The organism is Mycobacterium sp. E183 (genome assembly GCF_001667735.1).
In the GTDB taxonomy this organism is placed as follows: Bacteria; Actinomycetota; Actinomycetes; order Mycobacteriales; family Mycobacteriaceae; genus Mycobacterium.
In genome coordinates, this window is record NZ_LZJN01000052.1 from 25,330 (window position 1) to 37,764 (window position 12,435).

9 protein-coding genes are annotated in these 12,435 nt (G+C 67.6%); all 9 read left to right on the plus strand.

Going from position 1 to position 12,435, the window contains the following annotated elements; translation table 11 throughout:
• Positions 1 to 174 precede the first annotated feature (174 nt).
• The 9 genes from glf (at position 175) to fadD32 (ending at position 12,427) form a co-directional block, all read left to right on the plus strand.
• Positions 175 to 1,374: a UDP-galactopyranose mutase gene (gene glf / locus A5691_RS04700; RefSeq protein WP_068015433.1), complete on the plus strand. Its 1,200-nt coding sequence runs from the start codon at positions 175 to 177 to the stop codon at positions 1,372 to 1,374.
• On the plus strand, positions 1,371 to 3,266 hold the full coding sequence (locus A5691_RS04705) for a glycosyltransferase (RefSeq protein WP_067760242.1): 1,896 nt from the start codon (positions 1,371 to 1,373) through the stop codon (positions 3,264 to 3,266). Before glf ends, A5691_RS04705 begins: the two co-directional genes overlap by 4 nt.
• Positions 3,259 to 3,798, plus strand: a complete 540-nt coding sequence (locus A5691_RS04710; protein WP_068015436.1) for a phosphatase PAP2 family protein — start codon at positions 3,259 to 3,261, stop codon at positions 3,796 to 3,798. Before A5691_RS04705 ends, A5691_RS04710 begins: the two co-directional genes overlap by 8 nt.
• Complete coding sequence (locus A5691_RS04715) at positions 3,791 to 4,699, plus strand: decaprenyl-phosphate phosphoribosyltransferase (RefSeq protein ID WP_067760237.1); 909 nt, start codon at positions 3,791 to 3,793, stop codon at positions 4,697 to 4,699. Before A5691_RS04710 ends, A5691_RS04715 begins: the two co-directional genes overlap by 8 nt.
• Positions 4,686 to 6,656, plus strand: coding sequence for a terminal beta-(1->2)-arabinofuranosyltransferase (aftB, locus tag A5691_RS04720; protein ID WP_304528522.1), 1,971 nt, complete (start codon positions 4,686 to 4,688; stop codon positions 6,654 to 6,656). Before A5691_RS04715 ends, aftB begins: the two co-directional genes overlap by 14 nt.
• Positions 6,657 to 6,985: 329 nt before the next feature.
• The gene (gene ag85A, locus A5691_RS04725) at positions 6,986 to 8,035 is read left to right on the plus strand and encodes a diacylglycerol acyltransferase/mycolyltransferase Ag85A (RefSeq protein ID WP_067760233.1); all 1,050 of its coding nucleotides are present in this window, start codon (positions 6,986 to 6,988) and stop codon (positions 8,033 to 8,035) included.
• A gap of 157 nt (positions 8,036 to 8,192) precedes the next feature.
• The gene (locus A5691_RS04730; RefSeq protein WP_067760282.1) at positions 8,193 to 9,095 is read left to right on the plus strand and encodes an esterase family protein; all 903 of its coding nucleotides are present in this window, start codon (positions 8,193 to 8,195) and stop codon (positions 9,093 to 9,095) included.
• 132 nt (positions 9,096 to 9,227) lie between these two features.
• Complete coding sequence (locus A5691_RS04735; protein WP_068015441.1) at positions 9,228 to 10,238, plus strand: cutinase family protein; 1,011 nt, start codon at positions 9,228 to 9,230, stop codon at positions 10,236 to 10,238.
• A 290-nt stretch (positions 10,239 to 10,528) separates the two neighbouring features.
• Positions 10,529 to 12,427 (plus strand): long-chain-fatty-acid--AMP ligase FadD32, encoded by a 1,899-nt coding sequence (gene fadD32 / locus A5691_RS04740; RefSeq protein ID WP_067891549.1) that lies wholly within the window; start codon positions 10,529 to 10,531, stop codon positions 12,425 to 12,427.
• Positions 12,428 to 12,435 lie beyond the last annotated feature (8 nt).

Genomic DNA, 12,435 nt, shown 5'->3' on the forward strand with positions numbered 1-12,435 from the left:
GGTACGAGTGAGAATGCTGTGACTAGAGTGGCGATATTGAATCGTGAGGTAATTGCGACCCGGACCGTGATCGCCGGGTTCGACAGTCCCGAATCGTCGCCACACGACCGATCGCGGACTCCCTGGCCTCGCCAAATGGGTTAGGCCGACGCCGTCGGATACCCTAAGCAACCGATGACCGCTCGCTTTGACCTCCTCGTCGTCGGCTCTGGATTCTTCGGCCTGACCATTGCCGAGCGCGTGGCTACCCAACTCGGGAAGCGCGTGCTCGTCGTGGAGCGCCGCCCGCACATCGGGGGGAACGCCTATTCGGAAGCCGAGCCGCAGACCGGTATCGAGGTCCACAAATACGGCGCCCACCTGTTCCACACCTCTAATAAGAGGGTCTGGGACTACGTGCGTCAGTTCACCGACTTCACCAACTATCAACACCGCGTGTTCGCCATGCACAACGGGCAGGCCTACCAATTCCCGATGGGTCTGGGCCTGGTGTCACAGTTCTTCGGCAGGTACTTCACCCCGGACGAAGCCCGCCGCCTGATCGCCGACCAGGCCGCCGAGATCAAGACCGAGGACGCGCAGAACCTCGAGGAGAAGGCGATCTCGCTGATCGGGCGCCCGCTGTACGAGGCGTTCGTCAAGGGCTACACCGCCAAGCAGTGGCAGACCGATCCCAAGGAATTGCCGGCCGCCAACATCACCCGGCTGCCCGTGCGCTACACCTTCGACAACCGATACTTCAGCGACACCTACGAGGGGCTGCCGGCCGACGGGTACACGGCGTGGCTGCAGAACATGGCCGCCGACGACCGCATCGAGGTCCGGCTGGACATCGACTGGTTCGACGTCCGCGACCAGTTGCGCGCGGACAGTCCCGATGCACCGGTCGTCTACACCGGCCCGCTGGACCGCTACTTCGACTACGCCGAAGGCCGGTTGGGCTGGCGCACCTTGGATTTCGAGCTCGAGGTGCTGACCGAGTGCGGCGACTTCCAAGGCACGCCGGTGATGAACTACAACGATCTCGAGATCCCCTACACTCGCATTCACGAGTTCCGCCACTTCCACCCCGAGCGTGACTATCCGACCGACAAGACGGTCATCATGCGGGAGTTCTCGAGGTTCGCCGAAGACGACGACGAGCCCTACTATCCGATCAACACCGAGGCCGACCGTGCGCTGCTGGCCGCCTACCGGGCGCGGGCGAAGGCCGAGACCGCGTCATCGAAGGTGCTGTTCGGTGGCCGGCTGGGGACCTACCAATACCTGGACATGCACATGGCGATCGCCAGCGCACTGAACATGTACGACAACGTCCTCGCGCCACACCTGCGCGACGGCACAGCACTAGTGGAGGAAGGCGCGGGGGGATGACCGCTGTAAGCCTGCTTTCCAGAATCATCCTGCCGCGTCCGGGTGAGCCCCTCGACGTGCGCAAGCTGTATCTGGAGGAATCGACCACCAACGCGCGGCGTGCCCACGCGACCAGCCGAACCTCGCTCGAGATCGGCAAAGAGTCCGAAGTGTCGTTCGCCACGTACTTCAACGCGTTCCCGGCCAGTTACTGGCGCCGCTGGTCGATCTGCACGTCGGTGGTGTTGCGAGTCGAGCTCACCGGAACCGGGCGCGTCGACCTGTACCGCACCAAGGCCACCGGGGTACGAATTTCCGTGGAGGGCCGCCAATTCGTCGGCACCGACGATCAACCGGCCGTCGTCGAGATCGAGGTGCCGCTCAAGCCGTTCGAGGACGGCGGCTGGATCTGGTTCGACATCACCACCGACACCGCGGTGAACCTGGTGAGCGGTGGCTGGTATGCGACCGAGCCCGCGCCGGGCACGGCCAACGTCGCCGTCGGCATCCCGACGTTCAACCGGCCCGCCGACTGCGTCAACGCGCTGGCCGACCTGACCGCAGATCCGTTGGTGGACGCGGTGATCGGGGCGGTGATCGTCCCCGACCAGGGCACCCGAAAGGTGCGCGACCACCCGGACTTCCCCGCCGCGGCCGCGGGGCTGGGCAATCGGCTGTCCATCCACAACCAGCCCAACCTCGGCGGCTCGGGCGGTTACAGCCGGGTGATGTACGAGGCGCTGAAAAACACGGACTGCCAACAGATTCTGTTCATGGACGACGACATCCGCATCGAGCCCGACTCGATCCTGCGGGTGTTGGCCCTGCACCGCTTCGCCAAGACGCCGATGCTGATCGGCGGTCAGATGCTCAACCTGCAGGAGCCCTCGCACCTGCACATCATGGGCGAGGTCGTCAACCAGTCGAACTTCATGTGGACCGCCGCCCCGCACGCCGAGTACGACCACGACTTCGCCGAATATCCGTTGAACGACAAGAATGTTCGAAGCGCCCTGCTGCACCGGCGCATCGACGTCGACTTCAACGGCTGGTGGACGTGCATGATCCCCCGGCAGGTCGCCGAGGAACTGGGCCAGCCGCTACCGCTGTTCATCAAATGGGACGACGCCGAATACGGTCTGCGCGCCGGCGAGCACGGGTACCCGACCGTCACCTTGCCCGGCGCGGCGATCTGGCACATGGCCTGGAGTGACAAGGACGACGCCATCGACTGGCAGGCCTACTACCACCTGCGCAATCGCCTGGTGGTCGCCGCGATGCACTGGGACGGCGACATCACCGGACTGGTCCGCAGCCACCTGAAGGCAACGCTGAAACACCTTGCCTGCCTTGAATATTCGACGGTAGCTATCCAGAACCGGGCCATCGACGACTTCCTCGCGGGCCCGGAGCACATCTTCTCGATCCTGGAATCCGCCCTGCCCGAGGTGCATCGGTTGCGCAAGGAGTACCCGGACGCGGTGGTGCTGCCGGCCGCGAGCCAACTCCCGGCGCCGTCGCACAAGACCAAGGCGATGAAGCCGCCAGTGAACCCGCTGTCGATCGGTTACCGGCTGGCCCGCGGCATCCTGCACAACGCGACCAAGGCCGACCCCGAGGCCCACCGGCGCCCCGAATTCAACGTGCCGACCCAGGACGCCCGCTGGTTCCGGCTGTGCACGGTCGACGGCGTCACCGTGACGACGGCCGACGGGTGCGGCGTCGTCTACCGGCAACGCGACCGGCGCAAGATGTTCCAACTGCTGTTCGCCTCGCTGCGCCGGCAGCGCCTCCTGGCGAGCCGCTTCGACGAGATGCGCAAAACGTACCGGGACGCGCTGCCGGTGCTGTCCAGCAAGCAGAAATGGGAGATGGCGCTGCTGCCCGCGCACGCCGAGCGAGAGCATGGCTGAATCGGCCACCCCGCGCGGCGAGGTCGCCGCTCTGGTGGCCGTGCAAGCCGCGCTCGCCGACCGCCCCGGTGCGTTGACGACGGCGCGCGGCCTGTCCCATTTCGGCGAGCACAGCCTCGGCTGGCTGGCCGTGGCGGCGGTCGGCGCGCTGCTGGCGCCGAGGCGGCGTCGGGACTGGCTGGTCGCCGGCGCGGGGGCGTTCGCCGCGCACGCCGCCGCCGTGCTGGTCAAGCGGGTGGTGCGGCGCCAGCGGCCGCACGATCCGGCCGTCGTCGTGAACGTCGGCACCCCCAGCCGGCTGAGTTTCCCCTCGGCCCACGCCACCTCGACCACGGCCGCGGCCATCCTGATGGGCCGGATCACCGGCCTGCCGCTGCCCGCCCTCCTGGTTCCCCCGATGGCATTGTCGCGGATGCTGCTCGGGGTGCACTATCCCAGCGACGTGGCCTGCGGCATCGTCCTCGGCGCCACCGTCGCGCGAATCACCGTTCGGCTAGAGGGCCGGGCGCGGAAGGTCTGGGCGAATGAGTGAGGACGTGGTGACCGGGCCCCCGGGCAACGTGGTGGTCGGGGTCGTCAAGGCGATCCGCCCGCGGCAGTGGGTGAAGAACGTCCTGGTGCTGGCGGCACCGGTGGCCGCGTTGGGCGGCCCGGTGCACTACAACTACGCCGACGTGCTGACCAAGGTCTCGGTGGCTTTCGTGGTGTTCTGCCTGGCGGCCTCGTCGATCTATCTGGTCAACGACGTGCGCGACGTCGACGCCGACCGCGAGCACCCCACCAAGAGATTCCGCCCGATCGCCGCGGGTGTGGTGCCGGAGTGGCTGGCGTACACCCTGGCGCTGGTTCTCGGGGCGGGCTCGCTGGGGCTCGCGTGGTGGCTGACGCCGGACCTGGCGGTCGTGATGGCCGTCTACCTCGGCATGCAGCTTGCCTATTGTTTCGGTCTGAAGCACCAAGCGGTGATGGACATCTGCATCGTGTCGTCGGCGTACCTGCTGCGCGCCATAGCCGGTGGCGCCGCCACCGGCATCCCGCTGTCGCAATGGTTCTTGCTGACCGCGGCGTTCGCGTCGCTGTTCATGGTGGCGGGCAAGCGGTACGCCGAGCTGCAGGTCGCCGAGCGCACCGGCGCCGCGATCCGCAAGTCCCTGGAGAGCTACACCAGCACCTATCTGCGGTTCGTCTGGACGATGTCGGCCACCGCCGTGGTGCTCTGCTACGGGTTGTGGGCGTTCGAGCGCGACCGCCACTCGGGATCGTGGTTCGCGGTGTCCATGGTGCCGTTCACCATCGCGATCCTGCGCTACGCCGTCGACGTCGACGGCGGGCTGGCCGGCGAGCCCGAAGACATCGCGCTGCGCGACCGGGTGTTGCAGCTGCTTTTCCTCGCGTGGATCGCGACGCTTGGAGCCGCCGTTGCCTTCGGTTAGCCCCGAACTGCAGGCCCTCAAAGCGCGCATGATGCGCAGCCGGCCGGCCATCAGGCGGTTGGGCTGGCCGGTGTTCCCTTACACGACCCTGGTGCGGGTCACCCTGTGGATCAGCGTGACGGTGGTCTCCGTCCTGTTCGCCTGCGGTGCTTGGCAGCGGCGCTGGATCGCCGACGACGGGCTCATCGTGTTGCGCACGGTGCGCAACCTGCTCGCCGGCAACGGGCCGGTCTTCAACCAGGGTGAGCGGGTGGAGGCCAACACCTCCACGGCCTGGACCTACCTGATGTACGCCGGCAGTTGGGTGGGCGGGCCGATGCGGATGGAATACGTGGCGCTCGCGCTGGCCCTGACGCTCTCGGTGCTGGGCGTCGCCCTGCTCATGCTGGGAGCCGCCCGGTTGTACGCACCCAGCCTGCGCGGCCGCAGGGCCGTCATGCTGCCCGCCGGCGCGTTGGTCTACGTCGCGCTTCCGCCCGCACGTGACTTCGCCACCTCCGGTCTGGAGAGCGGGCTGACGCTGGCTTACCTCGGGCTGCTGTGGTGGATGATGGTCTGCTGGGGCCAGCCGGTGCGGAACCGCCCGGATCACAAACTCTTCATCGGTGCGCTGGCGTTCGTGGCTGGTTTCAGCGTCTTGGTCCGGCCCGACCTGGCCCTGATGGGCGGGTTGGCCCTGATCATGATGCTGATCGCGGCGCGGACCTGGCGGCGCCGGGTGCTGATCGTGCTGGCCGGTGGGCTGCTGCCCGTCGGCTACGAGATCTTCCGGATGGGCTATTACGGCCTGCTGGTGCCCGGAACCGCGCTGGCCAAGGACGCGGCGGGCGACAAGTGGTCCCAGGGCATGATCTACCTGTCGAACTTCGACGCACCCTACGCGGTGTGGGTGCCGGTGGTGCTCCTCGTGCCGCTGGGGCTGCTGCTTCTCGCGGCGCGCCGCCGGCCGTCGTTTTTGCGGCCCGCCTTCGCCCCGAACTACGGGCGGGTGGCCCGGGCGGTTCAAAGCCCGCCCGCCGTCGTGGCTTTCGTTGTGGTGAGCGGCCTGCTGCAAGCGCTCTACTGGATCCGGCAGGGCGGCGACTTCATGCACGGGCGGGTGCTGTTGGCGCCGTTGTTCTGCTTGCTGGCCCCGGTCGCCGTGATCCCGCTGGCCATTCCGGATGGACAGGACTATTCGCGGGAGACGGGCTACTGGGTGGCCGGTGCGGCCGGCGCGCTCTGGCTGGGTGTGGCCGGTTGGTCGCTGTGGGCGGCGAATTCGCCGGGGATGGGCGACGACGCCACCCACGTCAGCTACTCCGGAATCGTCGACGAGCGGCGCTTCTACGCGCAGGCCACCGGGCACGCGCATCCGCTCACCGCCGCCGACTACCTGGGGTATCCCAGGATGGCGGCCATCCTGACGGCGCTCGAAAACACTCCCGACGGGGCGTTACTGCTGCCGTCGGGAAATTACATCCAGTGGGACCTCGTGCCGATGGCGCAACCGGGGCCCGACAAGCAACCCCAAAAACCGCAGCACGCAGTGTTTTTCACCAACCTCGGCATGGTCGGCATGAATGTCGGGCTCGATGTCAGGGTGATCGACCAGATCGGACTGGCGAATCCGCTTGCGCAACACACGGAACGGTTGCAGCACGGCCGCATCGGGCACGACAAGAACCTCTTCCCGGACTGGGTGATCGCCGACGGTCCGTGGGTGAAGTTGTATCCCGGCATTCCGGGTTATCTGGACCAGCAGTGGGTCGCCGAGGCGGTGACCGCCCTCAAATGTCCCGAGACCGAGGCGGTGCTGAGTTCGGTGCGCGCACCGATGACCCCGCACAGGTTCCTGTCGAACCTGCTGCATTCCTATGAATTCACCAAATACCGGATAGACCGTGTGCCGCGCTACGAGCTGGCCAGATGCGGGCTGCCGGTGCCCGAAGAGGCCCCGCCGCCACCTCGCGAGTAAGCCCAGGGCAGAAGAATTTTCGACCAATCTCAAAATTGTCTTCAAGCCGGCCCCGTGAAAAATTGCCAGCAACATCACATTTGGGCCGTTACCAGCTGGCAATAAGGCTCAAGCACATGCGAAAACCCGGATTCCGGGGCGGGCGTTTCGCCTGGAAAGCGCCGGGTAAAGCGGGCCCAGTGAGGCTTTCGGTGGCCGCCTCGATGCGACCGGGCGCCGGAAGGTGTGGTTGACTACACGAGCACTGCTGCGCGGAGATCGTATGCAGTACGACCCAAAACATGACGCGCCCGGTTGACGGGCGCGCCGAGAAGGATGAGGAAGCAAGGATGACGCTTGTCGACAGGTTTCGCGGCGCCGTGGCAGGTATGCCGCGGCGGCTCGTGGTGGCGGCCGCTGGCGCGGCGCTGCTCTCGGGCCTGATTGGCGCCGTGGGGGGCTCGGCGACCGCTGGTGCCTTCTCGCGCCCCGGTCTGCCGGTGGAATACCTGCAGGTTCCTTCCGCGGGGATGGGCCGCGATATCAAGGTTCAGTTCCAAAGCGGTGGGGCCAACTCGCCCGCGCTGTACCTGCTCGACGGTATGCGCGCGCAGGACGACTTCAACGGCTGGGACATCAACACCCCGGCGTTCGAGTGGTACAACCAGTCCGGAATCTCGGTCGTCATGCCCGTCGGTGGCCAGTCCAGCTTCTACTCCGACTGGTACAAGCCCGCCTGCGGCAAGGCCGGCTGCACCACCTACAAGTGGGAGACCTTCCTGACCAGCGAGCTGCCCGCGTACCTGTCGGCGCAGAAGCAGGTCAGGTCGACCAACAACGCCGCCGTCGGTCTGTCGATGGCCGGGTCGTCGGCGCTGATCCTCGCCGCCTACCACCCGAACCAGTTCACCTACGCCGGCTCGCTGTCCGCGCTCCTGGACCCGTCGCAGGGCATGGGCCCGTCGCTGATCGGCCTGGCCATGGGTGACGCCGGTGGTTACAAGGCAGCCGACATGTGGGGTCCCAAGGAGGACCCGGCCTGGGCCCGCAACGACCCGTCGCTCCAGGTCGGCAAGCTGGTCGCCAACAACACCCGCATCTGGGTGTACTGCGGTAACGGCAAGCCGTCGGACCTCGGTGGCGACAACCTGCCCGCCAAGTTCCTCGAGGGTTTCGTGCGGACTTCCAACCTGAAGTTCCAGGACGCCTACAAAGCCGCCGGCGGCAACAACGCGGTGTGGAACTTCGACGCCAACGGCACCCACGACTGGCCCTACTGGGGCGCGCAGCTGCAGGCGATGAAGCCTGACCTGCAGTCGGCGCTGGGCGCCACCCCGGGCGCCGGGCCGGCCACGGCCGCCGCGGCTGCCGGGAACGGAACGAACGGCCAGGGCACCTAAGCCCACGAACAACGCGACTAACGGCGGAAACCCTTCGGGGTTTCCGCCGTTAGTTGTTTTGGTGTGTGATTTGTTTCACTACCCCGTGGGCGGGGGAACTACGGCGCTGGCTAATGTGCTCGTCAGCGACTAGACGATGGAGGGTGACATGAGGGTCGTGCGGGGTGCGTCAGCGCTTCTTCGGGTGTTCTCCGTAGCCGCGCTGGCGATCGGGCTGATCGGTGTGACCGTGGCGGGCGGACCGGCCGGCAAGGCGAGGGCGGCCGGTTACGAGAGCCTGATGGTGCCGTCGGCGGCGATGGGCCGCGACATCCCGGTGGCCTTCCTGGCCGGCGGACCGCACGCGGTGTATCTGCTGGACGCGTTCAACGCGGCCCCCGACGTGAGCAACTGGGTCACCGCGGGCAACGCGATGAACACGCTTGGCGGCAAGGGCATCTCGGTGGTGGCGCCCGCGGGCGGGGCCTGGAGCATGTACACGAACTGGGAGCAGGACGGCAGCAAGCAGTGGGACACCTTCCTGTCCAGCGAGCTGCCCAACTGGCTGGCCGCCAACAAAGGCCTGGCGCCGGGCGGCCACGCGGCCGTCGGCGCCTCGCAGGGCGGCTACGGCGCGATGGCGCTCGCCGCCTTCCACCCCGACCGCTTCGGCTTCGCCGGTTCGCTGTCCGGGTTCCTGTACCCGTCGAGCACCAACTACAACGGCGCGATCCTGGCCGGCCTGCAACAGTTCGGCGGTGTGGACGGTAACGGGATGTGGGGGGCCCCGCAGCTGGGCCGGTGGAAGTGGCACGACCCATACGTCCACGCGTCGCTGCTGGCGCAGAACAACACCCGCGTGTGGGTCTACAGCCCGACGAACATGGGTGGCGACGACGCCGCCATGATCGGCCAGGCGGGGGCGGCCATGGGCAGCTCCCGCGAGTTCTACCAGCAGTACCGCAGCAACGGCGGGCACAACGGTCACTTCGACTTCCCGGGCGGCGGCGACAACGGCTGGGGCTCCTGGTCGGGGCAGCTGGGCGCGATGTCGGGCGACATCGTCGGCGCGATTCGCTAAGCGGGTCGGCGCCGGGAGACGCGGGTCGCCGCCCGGCTGAGGTGGCCCTGCGAGCCGGTACCGTGTAGGGGGTGCAGCCGGGGGTCGGGAGGACCGCTTGGCTGCGATCCACCGACCTGCTAGCGGGAGACCATGGCCACCAACGCGCGGCGTAAGCGCCACCGAGCCCTCGCCTGGACCGCCGCCTTGGCGATGGCAGGGGTGGTGTTGTTGGTCATCGTGCTAGTGGTCGTCATGCTACGAGGCCGCGAATCCGCGCCCAGCGCGGTGCCGCCGGGCGTCTTGCCGTCGCCGTCCACGACCACCCACCCGCACAAACCCCGGCCCGCTTCGCAAGATGCGTCGTGCCCCGACGTCCAGCTGGTCAACGTCCCCGGCACCTGGGAGTCCGCGCCGCAGGACGATCCGCTCAACCCGATGCAATTCCCCAACGCGCTGCTGCACAGGGTGACCACGGCGATCACCCAGCAGTTCCCCGCGTCCCGGGTGCAGGAGTACACCACCCCTTACACCGCGCAGTTCCACAACCCGCTCAGCGGCGACACTCAGATGTCGTACAACGAAAGCCGCGCCGAGGGCACCCGCGCCACGGTCCAGGCGATGACGGACATGAACGCGAAGTGCCCGCTGACCAGTTACGTGCTGATGGGCTTCTCGCAGGGCGCGGTGATCGCCGGTGACATCGCCAGCGACATCGGCAACGGCCGCGGACCCGTCGACGACGACCTGGTGCTCGGTGTGACGTTGATCGCTGACGGTCGCCGCCAGCCCGGCGTGGGCAACGACATCGGGCCCAATCCGCCCGGGCAGGGCGCCGAGGTCACGCTGCACGAAGTGCCCGTGCTCTCCGGGCTGGGCTTGACGATGACCGGCGCGCGGCCCGGCGGGTTCGGCGCGCTCAACGACAAGACCAACGAAATCTGCGCTCCGGGTGACCTCATCTGCGCCGCGCCGGACGAGGCGTTCAGCGTGGCCAACCTGCCCAATACCCTTAACACCCTGGCCGGCGGTGCCGGGCAGCCCATCCACGCGTTGTACGCGACCACGCAGTTCTGGAACCTGGACGGGCAGCCGGCCACCGATTGGACGTTGAACTGGGTTCAAGGACTGATCGCCAACGCGCCGCACCCCAAACATGGATGACCCGGCCGCGGGACACAGCCATCAGGAGCCCGTTGCCGGTGCAGATCAGCGGTACCTTGTGATTTGGTGTGCTGCGGCCCGCCCCTTAACATTAAGAGGAATTTAAGAGCTATAACACTTTGTTGCGGACCCGATCCTGGTGGAAGCCGGCCTGGGATGAACAGGGGGCCGGCGCCCGCGGCGCCGCGCGAGGACTGGCCCGCGTAGAAATGGAAGCCGTCGGCCTGGCCGACCGAAGGACAGCTAGCCGGCGTACCGCCGGCCTGAAACAGGTGTGACAGGAGAGCGGAATGCCGTACCACAACCCGTTCATCGTGAATGGAAAGATCAGGTTCCCGGACAACACCAACCTGGTCAAGCACGTTGAGAAGTGGGCGAGGGTGCGCGGCGACAAGCTGGCCTACCGTTTCATCGACTACTCCACCGAGCGCGACGGGGTGTATCGCGACATCGTCTGGAGCGACTTCAGCGCCCGCAACCGGGCGGTGGGCGCCCGGCTGCAGCAGGTCACCCAGCCCGGTGACCGCATCGCCATCCTGTGCCCCCAGAACCTGGACTACCTCATCGCCTTCTTCGGCGCGCTGTACGCCGGCCGGATCGCGGTGCCGCTGTTCGACCCGGGCGAGCCGGGCCACGTGGGCCGGCTGCACGCCGTGCTCGACGACTGCACGCCGTCGACCATCCTGACCACCACCGAGGCCGCGGAAGGCGTCCGCAAATTCATCCGCGCACGCGCCGCCAAGGAACGGCCCCGCGTGATCGCCGTCGACGCGGTGCCCAACGAGGTCGCGTCCACCTGGGTCGAGCCCGAGGCCGACGAGAACACGATCGCCTACCTGCAGTACACCTCCGGCTCCACCCGTACCCCGACCGGCGTGCAGATCACGCACCTGAACCTGCCCACCAACGTGCTGCAGGTGCTCAACGGCCTCGAAGGCAAGGAAGGGGACCGCGGCCTGTCCTGGCTGCCCTTCTTCCACGACATGGGCCTGATCACTGCGCTGCTGTCGCCGGTGCTCGGTTACAACTTCACGTTCATGACCCCGGCCGCGTTCGTGCGCCGGCCCGGCCGGTGGATCCGGGAGATGGCCCGCAAGCCCGAAGACGCCCCGGACAGCGAGGTCATCACCGTCGCGCCGAACTTCGCGTTCGAGCACGCCGCGGTGCGCGGCGTGCCCAAGGACGGCGAGCCGCCTCTGGACCTGAGCAACGTCAAGGCGATCCTCAACGGCAGCGAGCCGGTGTCCCCGGCGTCGATGCGCAAGTTCTACGACGCGTTCAAGCCTTATGGCCTGCGCGAGACCGCGATCAAGCCTTCCTACGGTCTGGCCGAGGCCACGCTGTTCGTGTCCACCACGCCTATGGACGAGGCGCCCACGGTCATCCACGTCGACCGCGACGAGCTGAACAAGCAGCGCTTCGTCGAGGTGGCCTCCGATTCGCCCAAGGCCGTCGCACAGGTTTCCGCCGGCATCATCGGCGTCGACGAGTGGGCCGTCATCGTCGATCCCGACACCGCCAGTGAGCTGCCCGACGGGCAGATCGGCGAGATCTGGTTGCACGGTAACAACATGGGCACCGGCTACTGGGGCAGGGAAGACGAGACCACCGAGACCTTCCGCAACATCCTCAAGTCGCGCATCAGCCAGTCGCACGCCGAGGGCGCCCCGGACGACGGCATGTGGGTGCGCACCGGCGATTACGGCACCTACCACAAGGGCCACCTCTATATCGCGGGCCGGATCAAGGACCTCGTCATCATCGACGGCCGCAACCACTACCCGCAGGACCTCGAGTACTCGGCCCAGGAGGCCAGCCGCGCCCTGCGCACCGGCTACGTGGCCGCGTTCTCCGTGCCGGCCAACCAGCTGCCGCAGGTGGTGTTCGACAACCCGCACACCGGCCTCAAGCACGACCCCGACGACAGCTCCGAGCAGCTGGTGATCGTGGCCGAGCGTGCCCCCGGCACGCACAAGCTGGACTACCAGCCGATCGCGGACGAAATCCGGGCGGCCATCGCCGTCCGCCACGGGGTCACCATCCGCGACCTGCTGCTGGTGCAGGCGGGAACGATCCCGCGTACCTCGAGCGGCAAGATCGGGCGCCGCGCGTGCCGCGCCGCCTACCTCGACGGCAGCCTGCGTAGCGGCGTCGGATCGCCGACGGCCTTCGCCGGGGCTAACGACTGAATTCAGGA

What these genes read in the sequence shown, in the direction of transcription:
- glf (WP_068015433.1), top strand. Translation starts at nt 175, where the DNA reads ATGACCGCTCGCTTTGACCTCCTCGTCGTCGGCTCTGGATTCTTCGGC.
- A5691_RS04705 (WP_067760242.1), top strand. Translation starts at nt 1,371, where the DNA reads ATGACCGCTGTAAGCCTGCTTTCCAGAATCATCCTGCCGCGTCCGGGT.
- A5691_RS04710 (WP_068015436.1), top strand. Translation starts at nt 3,259, where the DNA reads ATGGCTGAATCGGCCACCCCGCGCGGCGAGGTCGCCGCTCTGGTGGCC.
- A5691_RS04715 (WP_067760237.1), top strand. Translation starts at nt 3,791, where the DNA reads ATGAGTGAGGACGTGGTGACCGGGCCCCCGGGCAACGTGGTGGTCGGG.
- ag85A (WP_067760233.1), top strand. Translation starts at nt 6,986, where the DNA reads ATGACGCTTGTCGACAGGTTTCGCGGCGCCGTGGCAGGTATGCCGCGG.
- A5691_RS04735 (WP_068015441.1), top strand. Translation starts at nt 9,228, where the DNA reads ATGGCCACCAACGCGCGGCGTAAGCGCCACCGAGCCCTCGCCTGGACC.
- fadD32 (WP_067891549.1), top strand. Translation starts at nt 10,529, where the DNA reads ATGCCGTACCACAACCCGTTCATCGTGAATGGAAAGATCAGGTTCCCG.